Raw genomic sequence first — 15,938 nt, forward strand, 5'->3', positions numbered from 1 at the left:
CGACCCTTTTTTCCCTGCAGCGGAGCCACCATGCCCGACTTCCCCCGCACCACCCGCCGCCTTGCCGCACTGCGCGACCGCATGGCTGCAACCGGCACCGATCTTGTCGTCCTCGGCCCGTCCAGCCATATGGGCTGGGCCTCGGGCGTGCATCCTCATGGCGACGAACGCCCGGTCATGCTGCTGATCAGCCGGGACCATGCCGGCTTCCTGATGCCGTCGCTGAATGCCGACGCGGCCCGGAAGGACACCGACCTGCCCTTCTACGCATGGCGTGATGACGAGGGGCCAGAGGCCGCGCTTGCAGCGCTGCTGGCCGATTGCGGCGCGACCGGTCCCGGCCTGTCGGTGGTGCTGGACGAAACCATGCGCGCCGATTTCGCGCTGCGCCTGCTGGACGCGCTGGATACGCCCCGCCGCCGCTTTACCGACGACACCGTGGGCCTGTTGCGCGCGGCGAAGGATGCCGAGGAATACGCCGCGATCAAGGCCGCGCACCAATTGAACGACGCCGCCGTCACCGCCGCCTTCGCCGCACTGAAAGAAGGCGTGACCGAGCGCGAGATCCAGGCGCTGATCGAGGCATTTTACACCGATCACGGCGCGCAGCTTGAATTCTGCTCGATCTGTTTCGGGGCGTCTTCGGCCTTCCCGCATCACTATTCCGGCGACACCCGTCTGACCGCCGACACGGCGGTGATGATTGACACCGGCTGCCGGCTGGACGGCTACCCCTCGGACATGACGCGTTCAGGATTTTTCGGCACACCTTCAGAAACTTACGAGGAAGTCTTCGCGACGGTCGAGCGTGCTGTGCAGGCCGCCCTTGCAGCAGCAAAGCCCGGCACCCCCGCCCGCGATGTCGACAAGGCTGCCCGCGACGTGATCGCCGCTGCGGGTTACGGCGACAGGTTCCTGCACCGCACCGGCCACGGGCTTGGCATCGACATCCACGAGCCGCCTTACATCGCCGCCAGTTCCGACGCCGTGCTGGCCGAAGGCAATGTCTTCTCGATCGAGCCGGGCATCTACCTGCAAGGTGCGTTCGGTGTCCGGCTGGAGGAAATCGTCATCCTGCGCGCCGACGGTCCAGAGATCTTTTCGGACCTGCCGCGCGACATGATCCGCGCCTGACAGCCGCCTGCCATGACAGATCAGGCCGGCCCCCTGATCCGGGGCCGGCTTTTGTCATTCCGCTGCCCTCAACGGCGCGGATGCAGACCGCACATGAAAAAGGGCGGGGTTGCCCCGCCCTTTCAATGCCTTGCCGGTCGGCTGCGATCAGACGACGCGATCCAGCCAGTGGCGCGGATCGGGGGCGCGGCCGAACTGGATGTCTGTCAGCGCCTTCTTCAGGCGTGCGGTGACCGGGCCGGGTTCACCGCCGCGCACGGTCAGGTCAAAGCCCTTGCCCTTTACCTTGCCGATCGGCGCGACAGCGGCCGCGGTGCCGCAGGCGAAGACCTCGACCAACCGACCCGAGGCCGCGTCGGCCTTCCACTGGTCGATGCCGTAACGCTCCTCGCGCACGGTCAGGCCCATGTCATTCGCCAGCGAAATCAGCGAATTACGGGTAATACCCGGCAAAATCGTGCCCGACAGAGGCGGGGTTTGCAGGCTGCCGTCTTCAAAGACGAAGAAGATATTCATGCCCGCCAATTCCTCGACCCAACGGCGTTCAACTGCGTCCAGGAAGACCACCTGCTCGCAACCCTCACGGGCCGCCTCGGCCTGCGCGGCCAGGGCACCGGCATAGTTGCCGCCGCATTTCGCCGCCCCCGTGCCGCCCGGTGCGGCGCGGGTGTAGTTTTCGGACACCCACAGCGACACGCCCGCCGCGTCGCCCTTGAAATAGGACGCCACCGGCGAGGCGATCACGCTGAACAGGAAGCTGTTGGACGGATGGGTGCCAATTGCCATTTCGGTGCCGATCATGAAGGGCCGCAGATACAGCGAGGCCCCTTCCTGAGAGGGCACCCAGTCCTGATCCGCATGAACCAGCGCGCGGACGGCATTGACGAACAGGTCTTCGGGGATCTGCGCCATGGCCAAACGCTCGGCCGAGGCGTTGAACCGGCTGGCATTGGCGCCAGGGCGAAACAGGGTGACGCCGCCGTCGGGCAGCCGGTAAGCCTTCATGCCTTCGAAGATCTCGCCGGCATAATGCAGAACCATGGTGCCCGGGCTCAAGCCCAGATCCTGCAAGGGCGAGACGCGCGCGTCATGCCAGCCCTTGTCTTGCGTATAGCGGATCGTGACCATGTGGTCGGTCAGGTATTTGCCGAAGCCCGGATTGGCCAGGATCGCCTTGCGGTCCTGTTCGCTGACCGGCTTGTCCGTCCGCTGAACGGCGATTTCGGTTTGCTGAAGCGTGTCCATTCTTGCCATCCCATTCCCAGCGCGATGCGGGACCGCAGCGCGCCTAGTGTTTCCTCTGCAGATGTTGCCGCCGCAGGTTCATCCGCCCCCGGCACCGCCTGCCCGGCACGCCCCTCGCGCACCGCCTGCATATCCGTCTTAGCACCATGAAAGACGCTTCGCATCAGCAGAAGCGATCTATTCACGCATGGCGAGCGACCGCCTACCGAGGGGCCTCCATTCAAATTCATGGCAACGAATTCCGTTGCGCAGCGTTGACCCCCGACCTGCCAACCCAAGGAGGAAGACATGTCCATTGCACGCGTCACCGAAATCTCTGCCACGTCGGAAAAAGGGTTCGAGGATGCCATCCGCCAAGGCCTGACCCGCGCCAACGAGACCCTGCGCAACGTCAAAAGCGCCTGGGTCAAGGAACAAAGCGTCGATTGCCAGGGCGGCAATATTTCGGCTTATCGGGTCAATATGATGGTCACCTTTGTGCTTGACGACTGACCACAGCAGCCCGGGCTGGCACTATTCCCCGGCCCGGGCGGCCCCGCGCGACAATATGTCTTTATATATACAATTCATGTTGTTATGATCAATATATAGAATTCTGCGTAAACTCTGCACCGCACAAGCTGGGCTTGAATGGCTCGTCAGGCTACATCGCGACCGACGTTCTTGCCGAGGCTTTCCATGTCCCTACCGGCTCTTCTGCTGCTGACCCTCATGTCCGATGGCGACACCCGCCTGACGCTAAGCCCGGCGGACTCGGCTCAGGCCTGCGCGGCCACGCGCGAGGTTCTGGTGCAAGTCCTGATCGAGGCGGGCAAGCCGCCGCTTCTGGCCCTGTGCGGTACCAGCGCCCTGCAGCTTTCGCCATATGTCCACGGCGTCCCGCCCGAGGCCGAGACCCATCGCTACCGCGTCGAGATCCCAAGCAGTGGCGGCTTCAGCGTCACCCCATTGGCGGCACAGACGCCATGCGCGCCCGTCCCCGACGCTGACCCAGTCGTCCATTGCACCCGTTCGTCACAGCGGGTGCTGTCGGACGATTAACCAGTCCTTTGCGCTTCCGGCATTTCGGAAGTAGGCTTTCACCGCGCACAGGCCCCTGTTCCGGAAACTGACCATGACCCCAAAGATCATTTCTGCGGCGAAAGCCTCGGTAATGCTGCGCTACCTGCCCGATGCAGTGCTGGAACGCCTGCTGGAGGGTGCGACGCCCCGCCAGTTCGACGCGGGCGAGACCATCTTTCTGCAGGGTGAGCCGGCGAATTCGGTCTATCTCATTGTCGACGGCTGGGTGAAGCTGTACCGCATCTCGCGCAGCGGGGCCGAGGCGGTGGTCTCGATCCTGAAAAGCGGCCAGAGTTTCGCCGAAGCGGTCGCACTGCGTGATGAGCACTACCCGGTCTCGTCCGAGGCGATCACGGGCAGTACGCTGGTCCAGATCGATGGCAACCGGATACGACGACAGATCGCGGAAGACCCGCAATTGGCGCTGAGCCTGCTTGCCGCAAGCTATGTCCACCTGCACGGGTTGGTCGAACAGGTTGAACAGCTTAAGGCGCGTTCGGGCGTGCAACGGCTGGCGGAATTTCTGGTCGATCTGGCGGGCGGGCATGACAACGGCGCCCGCGTGGCGTTGCCGTATAACAAGACCCTCATCGCGGGCCATCTGGGCATCCAGCCCGAAAGCCTGTCGCGGGCCTTTGCCCGCCTGCGCGACCATGGCGTGCGCATCGATGGCAACCACGCCATAATCGAAGACCTCGACAAGCTGCGCGAGTTGTCCAGTCAGGACAAGGGCCAGCCCTGGACCCGCTAGGCCGCTAGGTAAAGCCCGGCCGCGGCCAGAAGAAACAGCGACAGCGCGAAGGCCAAGCCGCGCAAAATCTGTGGGGCCTCGGCCAGTTCCAGATAGTCCTTCAGGATGATCCGCGCCTTCAGTCCGGCAATCGCCAGCACCATCAGGCCGGCCAGCCAGGTGGCACCGTTCGGCAGCAGCGGCTGGCCAAGCGCCACTGCGGTTGCAGCCAGGCTCAGCCCCATCAGCCAGATCCATGCGCGTTCCAGCATGCTCGCCCTCATTGCAGCAGGTAGATGATCGGGAACAGCAGCACCCAGACCAGATCCACCATGTGCCAGAACTGCGCCCCCGCCTGTACGCCGTCGGGCTGCGGTCGGATTGCCACCAGCAGCAGGATCACCATCCCGGCGGCAACATGGGCAGCGTGAAAACCTGTCAGCAGAAAATAGAAGGTGAAGAAGGCGTTCGTCTCAACCCCGATACCCTTGCTGATCGCGTCGGCATATTCGACGGACTTCAGTCCAAGGAAAATCACCCCGAGACCCGCAGCCCCCAGCAGCCAGCGCCGCGCCGGAGCCTCCGCCCCCTGCCGGATCGCCGCCACCGCCCGCGCAGCGCCATAGCCCGAACTGACCAGCACCACGGTGTTGATCCCTGCCGCCGCGCGATGCAACTGGTCCTGAGATTGCGCGAACAGCGCGGGATCGCCCAGCCGCAGCACCAGCAGGATCAGCAGGCAGACGCAGAAAACCGCCAACTCGCTGACGATCAGCACCCACATGATCAGCTCACCCGGCAGGTCCGCCAGCGGGGATCGCGGCTGGCTCATGCGCCGACCAGTTGGCGATAGATGCGGGGCAGCGCCTCGATCAGCTTGTCGGGATGGGGGATCAGCGCGTAGCCCCCCTGCCCGAAAATGCGCGGGAACCAGCTTTTGCCGTCTCGATCGACGGTAATGCCGAACACCGCCGCGCCCGCGCGCCGGGCTTCGCGCACGGCGCGGGCGCTGTCTTCGATCCCGTGCCGGCCTTCGTAATGATCCAGGTCATTGGGCTTGCCATCGGTGACAATCAGCAGCAACCGCCGCTGCCGCGCCTGCCGCGCCAGCCCGGCCGAGGCATGCCGGATCCCCGCCCCCAACCGGGTATAGAATTGCGGCCGAAGCGCACATAGGCGGCGCTCGACCGCCGCGCCCATCGGCTCGTCGAAACGCTTGCAGTCGGTGACGAAAACCCGGTCCCGCTTCAGCGAGGAAAAGGCCTGCACCGCGAAATCGTCACCGCAGGCATCCAGCCCCCAGGCAAGGGCCGCCAATGCCTCGCGTTCAATGTCGATCACCGACCGCCCTGTCACCGCGCTTTCGGTCGAGCGCGACACGTCAAGCAGGATCGAGACGGCAAGGTCGCGCGCAACCGGCCGCGACTGCCGCCAGATCCGGTCGCTGCCCTGCCCTGTCGCATGCAGGTCGACCCGCGCGCGAACCGCAAGATCGTCGTCCAGATCGTCGCCATCGCGGTGACCAGAGGTGACGACCCGACCCGGCCGCAGGGCTTCGAACTGGCGGCGAACGGCACGGATGCGCGCGCGCGCAGGCGGGTCGTCCAACGGCGCGGTATCCTCGGCCTCGACACCCGGGTTGACCAGAACCCGAACGTGATCGGGCAGATAGGTGCCGCGCCGGGCATCCCATTCGGGATAGGTGAACGCCCCCGCCAGCGCCTCTCGATCGGCATCTTCGGGCGACAGGTCCAGATGCAGCTTCAGCCGCGTGGCCGGCGCCTTGCTGATCTGACCCAGCCCCAACTCCTCCTGATCGTCCGCGGCCTTCTTGGCATCATCATTGTCGTCGTCCTCGATCCGGCGGTTGAGGTTCAGGAACTCGGCCCAGGACAGGATCGCTTCGAACTTGTGCAGGATCAGGCTGTCATTGCGCCGCGCCTGATCGGTCGCGCGCCGGCGGGCGCGGATAACGCGATCACCATGGCTTTCCTCGGGCGCGCCCTCGGCGTCGCGGCTTTCGACCCGGTCGGCGGCCGAGGTGCCTGCAACCTCGATCTCGGGCCAAAGGACCACCGGCCGGAAGGGACGATAGTCGCGGGGCGCGCGCAGCGCCGAAGGATCATCCATCACTGCCGCCAGCTCGGACGCGCGCGGCGACAGCGGCGCATCCGCCCCCAACTGCCGGCGCACCAATTCCTCCATCGCCGCCTCGTCGGGCGGCAAACGGGGCGCGGGACGCTGCGCCAACACCACCGAGGCCAGGTCGTCATAAAGCCCGCGCAAACCCGGCGCATCAGCCAATGTTGCATCCACCATGCGGCGCGCGCCCGCCAGCCGCGCCAAGTCGGCGCGCAACGGATCCTCATGGGCAGAAATGCCCAAGGCGTGGGCCGCGCAGGCGGCCAGCCACAGATACAGTACCCCATTCGCCTCGGTCGTCGGGAAGACCGCCAGCGATTGCGGCAGGCGCAAGGCCTCGCCGTCGAAACTGGCGCGCGGCAACGCCTCGGCCTCGGTCCCCAGCCGGCGACGCCAGCCGATCCGGTGCTTGCTGACCCGGTCAGCCGCCCCCCGCAGCTCTACCGAGGGATCACCGCCGAGCCCACGGAACAGAACCGAAATCCTGCCCGCCACATCGGCCAACGCGACCCGCGCCTCGGGATATTCAGGGGCGGCATCCAGCCGGCTGGCATAGGCATGCCACAGCTTGCCGACCGATTCCTCCGGCTCCCACGGCTCGATCTCGCGCCATTCCTGCGCCATCGCGGCACCTTTCATTCTGGCGAAAATATCCTGGGGGTCCGGGGGCAAAGCCCCCGGGCTGCCCGCCACTCTCATCCCGTCAACCGAAAACGGCGACGACCAGATCCAGCAATCCCCGTTTTACATCGGCATCATCGGTCAGGGGCTCTATCATCGCCGCTTCGATGGCACGATTGACCGGCATGCCGCCCGCGATCAGGGTCGCCGCATAGACCACCAATCGGGTCGAGACGCCCTCTTCCAGATCCTGCCCCTTCAGCGCGCGCAGCTTGCCCGCCAACCGGACAAGCGCCGCGCTGCGGTCGCGGTCCAGACCGGATTCGCGGGTGACGATCTCGATCTCCTGCGCGGGCGGCGGAAAATCGAACTCCATCGCCACGAAGCGCTGCCGGGTCGAGGGTTTCAGCGTCTTCAGGATATTCTGGTAGCCAGGGTTATAGCTGGCAACCAGCATGAAGCCCGGCGCGGCGGCCAGTTCCTCGCCAGTGCGGTCGATGGGCAGGATGCGGCGGTCGTCGGTCAGTGGGTGCAAAACGACGGTGACGTCCTTGCGCGCCTCGACCACCTCGTCGAGGTAACAGATCGCACCCTCACGCACGGCGCGGGTCAGCGGGCCATCGACCCAGACAGTTTCGCCACCCTTCAGCAGATAGCGCCCGATCAGGTCAGCCGCAGACAGGTCGTCATGGCAGGCCACGGTGTACAGCCTGCGCCCCAGCCGTGCCGCCATATGGCTGACGAAACGCGTCTTGCCGCTGCCCGTCGGGCCTTTCAGCAGCACCGGCATATCGGCGCGCGCGGCGGCCTCGAAGACGGCGATCTCGTCGGATTGGGGAAGGTAGAAGGGGGCGTCCGCCCCCTCCATGCTCAATTGGTTGGTGATGGCGTTCATGGCTTACTCTGCCGCCTCGATATGACCATCCTTGTGGCTCTGGACCGGACCGGCCGTGACCACTTCGCGGCGTGGGACCATGACCGACCAGATGAACAGCACCGCCCCCAACACCACCGCGACACCGGCACCGAAGCGCATCCAGTAGAACAGCGGCAGCGCGTCCTGGACATCCATGTAATAGTTGCCCTCGACCCGCTGCAGATGGGTCTGGATGGTGCCGGCAAAGGTCAGCACGAAGGTCATGAACAGCATCCCCCCCGACATCAGCCAGAACGAGGCCATGTTCAGCACCTGGTTATAGGGGTCGCGATTGCGCATGATCGGCATCGCATAGGTGATGATGGCGAGGATCAGGCAGACATAGGCACCATAGAAAGCCAGGTGGCCATGCGCCGCGGTGATCTGGGTGCCGTGAGTATAGTAATTCACCCCGTGCAGCGTGTGCAGGAAGCCCCAGACACCACCGCCGAAGAACGCCAGCACCGAGCAGCCCAGCGACCACAGCAGCGCCGCCTTGTTGGGGTGATCGCGCCGTCCCTTCCAGACCATGACGAAGGCAAAGGACATCATGGCAAAGAAGGGTACGATCTCGAAGCTGGAAAAGATCGAGCCGATCCACTGCCAATAGGCCGGCAGACCAATCCAGTAGTAATGGTGCCCGGTCCCGAGGATCCCCGAGAACAGCGCCGTGGCGACGATGACATACAGCCATTTTTCCACCACCTCACGGTCAACGCCGGTCAGTTTCAGCATCAGGAAGGCCAGGATCGAGGCCATGATCAACTCCCAAACGCCTTCCACCCACAGGTGAACGACCCACCACCAGTATTGCTTGTCCAGCACCAGGTTCGAGGGGTTGTAGAAGGCGAACAGCCACAGCAGCGCCAGCGCCCAAAGCCCCAGCAGCAGCACGTTGGAAATCGCCGTCTTGCGGCCCTGCAACACGGTCATGGTGACGTTGTACAGGAAGATCAGCGCAGCAACCGTGATGCCGATCTTGACCCAGGTCGGCTGTTCCAGAAACTCGCGTCCCTGCTTGCCCAGCAACCAGTTGCCCTGGAACAGATCGAACAGATAGGTCACCACGACGCCCGCGGTGCCAAGGATCAGGATCCCCAGCTGCAGATAGGCCAGCTTGGGCGAATAGATCTCGCGCTCGGCCTCTTCCGGGATCATGTAATAGGCCGAGCCGAAGAAGCCCAGCAGCAGCCAGACGATCAGGCTGTTGGAATGCAGCATCCGGGCGATGTTGAAGGGCAAAAGCTCGGACAGGAAATTCGGGCTGACATAGATCCAGCCCATGATCAGCCCCATCGTGACCTGAACGGCGAACAAGGCCATGGCGGTCACGAAGTAAGCCATGGCAATGCGTTGCGTGTGATATTTCATGTCAGCGCTCCTCAGCCCGCCTCATTGGGCGGCCAGCCCTGGGTGTTGATCTTGCTGGTCCAGATCAGGAAATTCGCAAGATCCTGATATTCCTCATCGCTCAGGTTGAACTGCGGCATCTGGCGGCGGCCTTCGATGCCGGTGGGCATGGCGTCCATCCAGGACTTCAGTGCCTCGGTCGCGGCGGCGGGATCATCCTGTACGCCCCAGCGGACCATCACATTGCCCACCTCTGGCGCGAAATAGGCGCCTTCGCCCAGAATGGTGTGACAGTTCACGCAGGCATGTTTTTCCCAGATATGCTTGCCCGCTGCGACACTTTCGTTCAGCCCGGCTTTGTCGATTGCGGTGTTGGCGGCGTAAAGGTGGCTGTGCACATTCAGGACGCCGAAGATCGCGATGAAGAACAGCGACCCACCGTAAAAGACATTTCGGGCCATGCTCTTGGTCATGATGTCGCTCATGCCGACGGTCCCTTCGTTGAAATTGCGGATAAAACGGGAATGGACCCGCGCGCCTCACGAAACCTTGAGGGAAGTCAACTGTGGCGTGTTTCGCGTCTCAGCCGTGCAGGATTTCCAGTTGGCAGCCGTGAAAGCGCGTCAGCGCCAGTCGGATAGCGGCCGGGTCCATCACGCAGAACGCCGTGGAAAGCCCATCTGCCAAGGCCGCGCGTGGCGCGCTGACAGCGACAGTGCCATGCGGCAACCGCGCCCCCCGGGGGTCGAGGATATGGGACCGCTCCCCCCTTGGCCCGATTCGCGTGCCCATGGCCGAGGAGGTCGCCAGCGCGCGGTCACGCAGCACCATCCGGCGCAGCAGTACCCCGTCGGGACCGGCAACGCCGGCCTGCCAGCTGCGCGCGCCAAGGGCGCGCTGCTCGCCGCTGTCGATCAGCAGATCGGCCAGATCATGCGCTGCGGCAATCTGCGCCAGTCGGTCGGCAGCCCAACCCTGCGCGACACCGTTGAATGTCAGCGCCATACCCCGGCGACCAAGCCGGACACGCGCCTTGTCCCAGGACACCTGCCGCCAGTCCACCAAGCCCCGCGCGGTATCCTCGGGCTGGCCCTGCGCCCGCGCCAGCCAAAGCGGCTGGACCGAGGGATCGAACGCCCCCCCGGTCGCCACATACAGCCGGTCCGACAGATCCAGCAGCGCCAGCATGGCGGCGCCCGGATGTCGCAACAGCCCGGTCCGATTCAGGCGCGCCAGCTCGGATTCGCGATGCAGCGAGAATGCGGCCTCTGTCTGGCGCAAGGCGCGTTCGGCCTCGGCGAAGAAGGAACGCGCCTGAACGGGGCCCGCGCCCTCAAGCCGCAGGGTGATCGCCGCGCCCATTGCGGTGCCGCGCCATATCTGCGCAGGGGCGGCGGCCAAGGCCGGCCAGGCCAGGGCGGAAGCCGAAAGGGTCAGAAAGCGGCGGCGGGTGGTCGTCATGCCTCAGCCCTGCCATCGCCGCGCGGCCCGAAAAAGATCGGCCACAGCGCCGACACGTAAAGCGCGAAGGCCACGACCCAGATCCCGCCCGAGGCGATGACCCCGAACAGCCACATCCCATCCCAGGCCGAGGCCCCCCAACGCAGCGCCACCGCCAGCGGCAACAGCGCATAGCCAAGCGCCACCGCTGCGGGCGCGATCAGCGGCCGCCCGGAATGGCCGATGCTGGCGCGGCTCATCACCGCCAGCGTCATCCCCCCGATGGCGCCGATCCCGAGGATATGCAGCGCCCCGATCTCGGACCCGATCCCCAGCAGTGACAGCCCCCAGGTAAACAGTCCCAGCGCCAGCATGGCATAGCCCGCATGCAGCGCCCAGACGATCGGCTGGTGCCGCATCGACCAGCCGCGCCAACCGATCAGCCGCGCCGCCACCACCGGCCCGGCCAGCACCGCAAGCGCCCCGACAAGCGCATCGGGCAGGCCGATCACAACCGCAATCGCCGTCGCCAGCGGCAGTGCAACGCCCGCGATTTCCAACGGCTTTCGGGTGATGGGCAACACATCCTCGCGCCCCTCACGAAGCAAGGCGTTGCGGGTGAAGGCCGGCGTCACCCGCCCGCCCAGCACCGCGATCATGGCGCTGATGGTCAACAGTCCGCCGCGCAGGCCCTGCCACTCGGTCCCGGTCAGACCCATCCATTGCAGATGCACCATCAGGTTCGAGACCCAGACGAGACTTAGCAGCAGCAGGAACATCATGTTCTGCGGTTTTGGTCGCGCCATCAACTGGGTCAGCACCTTCGCCGCCAGCACCGGCAGGAACGCCAGATCGACCACAGCCACCAGCCAGGCGGGAAGGATCCCCGACAGACAGACCACGACCCGGCCCGCCAGCCACAGCCCGAAGACCATGGCGATGAAGCGTTCCGGCGCGGCCTTGGCGCCGGTCCAGTTCGGCACCGCGGTCAGAAAGAAGCCGCCAAGCGCCGCCGTCGCATAGCCGAAGACCATCTCATGCGCGTGCCACATCTGCGGCGGCATGGTCAGGCCCAGCTGCCCCGGATCGCCGCCCGCGCCGCCGATCGCCAGCCACAGCACCCAGACCAGCATGGACAGCACCGCCCACAGCCCCGCCGCCCAGAAGAACACCCGCCAGCCGGCGCGGAACAGCAATTGAGGTTTCATGTCGGGGCCTCCTCGGCGGGTTTCGGGGCAGCGCCCCGTGCGCGGCGCCTCAGCACCGGGCAGGTATGATCGTCATTCATGATGACCTGACAGCGCAGGCACAGCACACATTCATTGGGATTGATCCGCCCCAGCGGGTCGATGGCGCCGACGGTGCATTTCGTCTCGCACAGGCGGCATTCGCGGCCGCATTGGGGGCGGCGCTTAAGCCAGTCAAAGACCTTCAGCTTGGCTGGAATCGCCAGCCCCGCCCCCAGCGGACAAAGATAGCGGCAATAGAACCGCTCGATGAACAGACCCGCGAACAGGATCGCGGCCACGAACAGAAGGAATGGCCACGCGCGCATGAAGCGCATGGAAATCGCGGTCTTGAACGGCTCGACCTCGGCCGCGATCAGCGCCCTTTCCATGCTGTAGAAGCTGAGCGCGATCAGCCCCACGAACAGCGTATACTTGATGACCCAAAGCCGTTCATGCAGCGCCTGCGGCACCGCGATCTGGCGAACGCCCAACCGGATGGCGAGGTTATTGGTCAGTTCCTGCAAGGCGCCAAAGGGGCACAGCCAACCGCAATAGACGCCGCGTCCCCAGAACAGCAGACCAAGCGCCACGGCAGACCACAGCATGAAGATCACCGGCGCGATCAGGAATGTTTCCCACTGGAAACCGGACAGCAGCGCATTCAGGAAGGCCATGACCTGCACCACCGACAGCTGGCCATTCAGCCCCCAGCCCAGCACAAACAGCGTCGTCAGCAGATAAGAGATGCGCACCCGCCGCCACAGCTTCGGCCTGCGGACCAGCCATTCCTGCCCCAGCAGGATCAGCCCCAGCACCCCCAGCATCGCCGCCACGATGCCGATGGCGAGTTTCTTTTGCAGCCAGAACTCCAGCCAAAGCGGCTCCTCTGCCGGCTGGGCAATCTGGAACACCTGCGGCAAGGTGATGCGCGCCACGATGGGCAGTTGCAGATCAGCGCCCGCCGCAGCGGGCCGCGCAGCCGTCACCACCAGATCGAAGGGTTGGCGCGGATCGATGCCGCCAGCCGCCGGATCAGCATTGACCCTGAACAGGCTGATCTCCCTGAACTCCGGCGCGCCTTCTATGGCCAGCCCCTCAATCAGGGTGAAATCAGCGTCAGTCGGGCGCAGGCGGGTGTTGCCCTGCGCCAGCTCGATCCGCTCGAACTCTCCGGTGCGCCGCCACTCGGTCCCGCGCGGCGAAAACAGCCCCCGCGACATCACCGCCAGCAGCGCCTGTCCCGGCTGAACGCTGGCGGCGGCGGTGTTGAAATCAGCCGCACCCAGCAGGTTACGCCCAACCGTGGGCGTGTCGATCAGGCCCGCATAAAGATCAAGAAAAGGCTGATCCGAGGGTGTGACCGGCTGTCTGGCACCGGCGAAGGCCTCGGCGGCGTCGGCCATGGTCACGGTGACGTGGCCGAACGCACCCATACCCAGCAGGGCCGTCCAATCGGCAGGCTGAAAACTGACCCGGTCGATGGCCCCCTGTCCCAGCCCCTGCGCCTGCGCCAGCAGCCGACCGCTGCGCAGGATGCCGTCGCGGATCACCCCGGTCGAGACCGTCGCGCGGGCGATCACGTCCGGGAAATCCGGGTCGCGCCCGGTCGTCCCGGCTTGGGCTTGCGTCAGATCGGCACCGGCGAAACCGTTGACATAGGCGCTGATATCGGCCTCGGAAATGCCCAATGTCAGCACCGGCTCGCTTTGGCGCATCAGGCGCGCACCTGCGATGCGGCCCTCGGGCGTGACAGCCACCAGCACATCCAATGGCCGACCCGAATAGCCGGTCGAACTGACCATTTCCCAAGTCGAGCCGATCATGCCGATGGCCTGCGCACCCTGACTTGCGCGCCAGCCCGGCACCGGCGCATCCTGTCGTTCCAGCCGCGGCATCTTGTCGCCCAGCCCGAACAGATCAGCCGCAAGGCCGGGATCCGGCGCGGCGGCGACAATCGCCTCGGCACCATCTGCATGATGCTGAGGGGCGGCCTGCGCCCCAGCAATCACTGGCGGCACAGCGAAAGCAAGCGCGATTGTCAGGCCATGCAGGAAGGCGCGAATTCGGGGCAACATCGGGGCATCCGTCCAAAGTCTCATCCGTTCTGCCGGTTTGGGCGCCCGCGCTCCTTAACAACAGTCAAGGCGGGGTTTCGGCGGCTCACCTAGTCGTGATGGCGGAACGACAAACGCGCGAAATCAGGTCTGGATTTACATTTGGAGAAGGCCAGCATGACACGTCAGCATATTCCGATCCGCTCGTCGCTTCTTGCGTCGGCAGCGCTTGCGCTGATCCTCGGCGTGAGCACCGGCATCGCGCAGGAGGCAGCACCCGCCGCCCCCGCGGATCAGGCAGCCCCCGCCGACCCCGCCAATATCGAAGATCACACCAGCCAGCCGCAGGATCAGTACGAGCCCTCGCTGACCGTTCTGGCGGAAGAACAGCTGCCCGCCCCCGGCGCCCCCGAAGGCGTCGAGGCCCTGACACAGGCCGAGTTCGACGAGGCGAACAAGATCTATTTCGAACGCTGCGCCGGTTGCCACGGGGTGCTGCGCAAGGGTGCGACGGGCAAGGCCCTGACGCCTGACATCACCCGCGAACTGGGCTTCGATTATCTGCAAAGCTTCATCACCTACGGCTCGCCCGCCGGGATGCCGAACTGGGGCACCTCGGGCGATCTGTCGCCGGAACAGGTTGATATGATGGCGAAATACATCATGCTCGACCCGGCCGCGCCGCCGGAATGGGGCATGGACAAGATGCAGGAAAGCTGGAAGGTCGTGGTTGCGCCCGAAGATCGCCCGACCGAGAAGCTGAACGACTGGGATCTCGACAACCTGTTCAGCGTCACCCTGCGCGATGCCGGCCAGATCGCCCTGATCGACGGCGCCACCTATGAAATCAAGAAGGTGATCGACACCGGTTATGCGGTCCATATCAGCCGGCTGTCCGCATCGGGGCGCTATCTGTTCGTCATCGGGCGCGATGCCAAGGTCGACATGATCGACCTGTGGATGGAAGATCCGTCGGTCGTGGCCACCATCAAGATCGGGGCCGAGGCGCGCAGCGTCGAGACCTCGAAAATGGAAGGCTGGGAAGACAAATACGCCATCGCAGGCGCCTATTGGCCGCCGCAATACGTCATCATGGACGGCGCCACGCTGGAGCCGCTGAAGATCGTTTCGACCCGTGGCATGATCTATGACGAACAGACCTATCACCCCGAACCGCGGGTGGCGGCGATCCTGGCCAGCCATTACCGGCCGGAGTTCATCGTCAACGTCAAGGAAACCGGGAAGATCCAACTGGTCGACTATACCGACCTGGAAAACCTGAAGATCACCGAGATCGAGGCAGAGCGCTTCCTGCATGACGGTGGCCTGGACAGCACGCGCCGCTACTTCATCACGGCGGCAAATGCGCGCGGCAAGCTGGTCGTCATCGACACCAAGGAAGGCACGCTGGAAGCCGTCACCGAAACCGGCGGCGAAACGCCGCATCCGGGCCGGGGCGCCAACTTCGTGCATCCCGCATTCGGACCGGTTTGGGCGACCTCTCACCTTGGCGACGACTCGGTCGCGCTGATCGGGACCGACCCCGAAGGTCACGCCGATCAGGCCTGGAAGATTGTCGACAGCTTCCCGGCACTTGGCGGCGGTTCGCTGTTCGTCAAGACCTATCCGGGTTCAAACCATCTTTACATCGACGCCACCCTGAACCCCGAGGCCGAAATCTCTGGCTCGGTCGCGGTGTTCGACATCGACAAGATGACCTCGGATACCGAAACAGATCCCGAATTCACCACCCTGCCGATCACCGAATGGGCGGAAATCACCGACGGCCAGCCGCGCGTGGTGCAGGGCGAATTCAACAAGGACGGGACCGAGGTCTGGTTCTCGGTCTGGAATGCCAAGGACAAGGAATCCGCCATTGTCGTCGTCGATGACCAGACGCTGGAGCTGAAACACGTCATCAAGGACCCGCGCCTGATCACGCCAACCGGCAAGTTCAACGTCAAGAACACCATGGGCGACATCTACTGATCCATTCGTCCCTCGGGGGCGCGTCC

General features: G+C 64.9%; 15 protein-coding genes. 5 read left to right on the plus strand and 10 right to left on the minus strand.

Annotation, left to right across the window (positions count from 1 at the left end; translation table 11 throughout):
• Window positions 1-30: 30 nt before the first annotated feature.
• Window positions 31-1,134, plus strand: a complete 1,104-nt coding sequence (locus tag G7044_RS08600) for a M24 family metallopeptidase (RefSeq protein WP_166328011.1) — start codon at window positions 31-33, stop codon at window positions 1,132-1,134.
• A 147-nt stretch (window positions 1,135-1,281) separates the two neighbouring features.
• On the opposite strand, the gene G7044_RS08605 is transcribed toward G7044_RS08600, so the two are convergent.
• Entirely contained in the window at window positions 1,282-2,379 is a 1,098-nt protein-coding gene (locus G7044_RS08605) for a branched-chain amino acid aminotransferase (protein ID WP_166328012.1), read from the minus strand.
• 288 nt (window positions 2,380-2,667) lie between these two features.
• Between G7044_RS08605 and G7044_RS08610 the strand changes: the two genes are divergently transcribed.
• From G7044_RS08610 to G7044_RS08620, 3 genes are all read left to right on the plus strand, one after another.
• Window positions 2,668-2,871, plus strand: coding sequence for a dodecin family protein (locus G7044_RS08610; RefSeq protein ID WP_166328013.1), 204 nt, complete (start codon window positions 2,668-2,670; stop codon window positions 2,869-2,871).
• A gap of 186 nt (window positions 2,872-3,057) precedes the next feature.
• Entirely contained in the window at window positions 3,058-3,420 is a 363-nt protein-coding gene (locus G7044_RS08615) for a hypothetical protein (protein WP_166328014.1), read from the plus strand.
• A 73-nt stretch (window positions 3,421-3,493) separates the two neighbouring features.
• The gene (locus tag G7044_RS08620) at window positions 3,494-4,192 is read left to right on the plus strand and encodes a Crp/Fnr family transcriptional regulator (RefSeq protein ID WP_166328015.1); all 699 of its coding nucleotides are present in this window, start codon (window positions 3,494-3,496) and stop codon (window positions 4,190-4,192) included.
• Here the strand turns inward: G7044_RS08620 and G7044_RS08625 are convergent.
• From G7044_RS08625 to G7044_RS08665, 9 genes are all read right to left on the minus strand, one after another.
• Window positions 4,189-4,443 (minus strand): cytochrome C oxidase subunit IV family protein, encoded by a 255-nt coding sequence (locus G7044_RS08625; protein WP_166328016.1) that lies wholly within the window; start codon window positions 4,441-4,443, stop codon window positions 4,189-4,191. The two genes, G7044_RS08620 and G7044_RS08625, sit on opposite strands and share 4 nt — an antisense overlap.
• Window positions 4,444-4,451: 8 nt before the next feature.
• Complete coding sequence (locus tag G7044_RS08630) at window positions 4,452-5,003, minus strand: cytochrome c oxidase subunit 3 (RefSeq protein ID WP_235931228.1); 552 nt, start codon at window positions 5,001-5,003, stop codon at window positions 4,452-4,454.
• Window positions 5,000-6,937, minus strand: coding sequence for a nitric oxide reductase activation protein NorD (locus G7044_RS08635; protein ID WP_166328017.1), 1,938 nt, complete (start codon window positions 6,935-6,937; stop codon window positions 5,000-5,002). The genes G7044_RS08630 and G7044_RS08635 overlap by 4 nt, the downstream gene beginning before the upstream one ends.
• A gap of 79 nt (window positions 6,938-7,016) precedes the next feature.
• Complete coding sequence (locus G7044_RS08640; RefSeq protein WP_166328018.1) at window positions 7,017-7,829, minus strand: CbbQ/NirQ/NorQ/GpvN family protein; 813 nt, start codon at window positions 7,827-7,829, stop codon at window positions 7,017-7,019.
• 3 nt (window positions 7,830-7,832) lie between these two features.
• A complete protein-coding gene (locus tag G7044_RS08645) occupies window positions 7,833-9,221 on the minus strand; it encodes a cbb3-type cytochrome c oxidase subunit I (protein ID WP_166328019.1) in 1,389 nt (462 codons plus the stop codon).
• A gap of 11 nt (window positions 9,222-9,232) precedes the next feature.
• Window positions 9,233-9,685, minus strand: coding sequence for a c-type cytochrome (locus G7044_RS08650; RefSeq protein ID WP_166328020.1), 453 nt, complete (start codon window positions 9,683-9,685; stop codon window positions 9,233-9,235).
• Between the two features lie 97 nt (window positions 9,686-9,782).
• Window positions 9,783-10,661, minus strand: a complete 879-nt coding sequence (locus tag G7044_RS08655) for an FAD:protein FMN transferase (RefSeq protein ID WP_166328021.1) — start codon at window positions 10,659-10,661, stop codon at window positions 9,783-9,785.
• A complete protein-coding gene (locus G7044_RS08660) occupies window positions 10,658-11,848 on the minus strand; it encodes an NnrS family protein (protein WP_166328022.1) in 1,191 nt (396 codons plus the stop codon). Before G7044_RS08660 ends, G7044_RS08655 begins: the two co-directional genes overlap by 4 nt.
• Window positions 11,845-13,944 (minus strand): NosR/NirI family protein, encoded by a 2,100-nt coding sequence (locus G7044_RS08665; RefSeq protein WP_166328023.1) that lies wholly within the window; start codon window positions 13,942-13,944, stop codon window positions 11,845-11,847. Before G7044_RS08665 ends, G7044_RS08660 begins: the two co-directional genes overlap by 4 nt.
• Window positions 13,945-14,100: 156 nt before the next feature.
• Here G7044_RS08665 and G7044_RS08670 point away from each other — a divergent pair, with 156 nt between their 5' ends.
• Window positions 14,101-15,912 (plus strand): nitrite reductase, encoded by a 1,812-nt coding sequence (locus G7044_RS08670; protein WP_166328024.1) that lies wholly within the window; start codon window positions 14,101-14,103, stop codon window positions 15,910-15,912.
• Window positions 15,913-15,938 lie beyond the last annotated feature (26 nt).

It is taken from the genome of Paracoccus xiamenensis, assembly GCF_011308835.1.
Classification (GTDB): Bacteria; Pseudomonadota; Alphaproteobacteria; order Rhodobacterales; family Rhodobacteraceae; genus Paracoccus; species Paracoccus xiamenensis.

Bases quoted from the DNA above. Each gene is read 5' to 3' on its own strand.
- G7044_RS08600 (WP_166328011.1), top strand. From the start codon at position 31: ATGCCCGACTTCCCCCGCACCACCCGCCGCCTTGCCGCACTGCGCGAC.
- G7044_RS08605 (WP_166328012.1), bottom strand. From the start codon at position 2,379: ATGGACACGCTTCAGCAAACCGAAATCGCCGTTCAGCGGACGGACAAG.
- G7044_RS08610 (WP_166328013.1), top strand. From the start codon at position 2,668: ATGTCCATTGCACGCGTCACCGAAATCTCTGCCACGTCGGAAAAAGGG.
- G7044_RS08615 (WP_166328014.1), top strand. From the start codon at position 3,058: ATGTCCCTACCGGCTCTTCTGCTGCTGACCCTCATGTCCGATGGCGAC.
- G7044_RS08620 (WP_166328015.1), top strand. From the start codon at position 3,494: ATGACCCCAAAGATCATTTCTGCGGCGAAAGCCTCGGTAATGCTGCGC.
- G7044_RS08625 (WP_166328016.1), bottom strand. From the start codon at position 4,443: ATGCTGGAACGCGCATGGATCTGGCTGATGGGGCTGAGCCTGGCTGCA.
- G7044_RS08630 (WP_235931228.1), bottom strand. From the start codon at position 5,003: ATGAGCCAGCCGCGATCCCCGCTGGCGGACCTGCCGGGTGAGCTGATC.
- G7044_RS08635 (WP_166328017.1), bottom strand. From the start codon at position 6,937: ATGGCGCAGGAATGGCGCGAGATCGAGCCGTGGGAGCCGGAGGAATCG.
- G7044_RS08640 (WP_166328018.1), bottom strand. From the start codon at position 7,829: ATGAACGCCATCACCAACCAATTGAGCATGGAGGGGGCGGACGCCCCC.
- G7044_RS08645 (WP_166328019.1), bottom strand. From the start codon at position 9,221: ATGAAATATCACACGCAACGCATTGCCATGGCTTACTTCGTGACCGCC.
- G7044_RS08650 (WP_166328020.1), bottom strand. From the start codon at position 9,685: ATGAGCGACATCATGACCAAGAGCATGGCCCGAAATGTCTTTTACGGT.
- G7044_RS08655 (WP_166328021.1), bottom strand. From the start codon at position 10,661: ATGACGACCACCCGCCGCCGCTTTCTGACCCTTTCGGCTTCCGCCCTG.
- G7044_RS08660 (WP_166328022.1), bottom strand. From the start codon at position 11,848: ATGAAACCTCAATTGCTGTTCCGCGCCGGCTGGCGGGTGTTCTTCTGG.
- G7044_RS08665 (WP_166328023.1), bottom strand. From the start codon at position 13,944: ATGTTGCCCCGAATTCGCGCCTTCCTGCATGGCCTGACAATCGCGCTT.
- G7044_RS08670 (WP_166328024.1), top strand. From the start codon at position 14,101: ATGACACGTCAGCATATTCCGATCCGCTCGTCGCTTCTTGCGTCGGCA.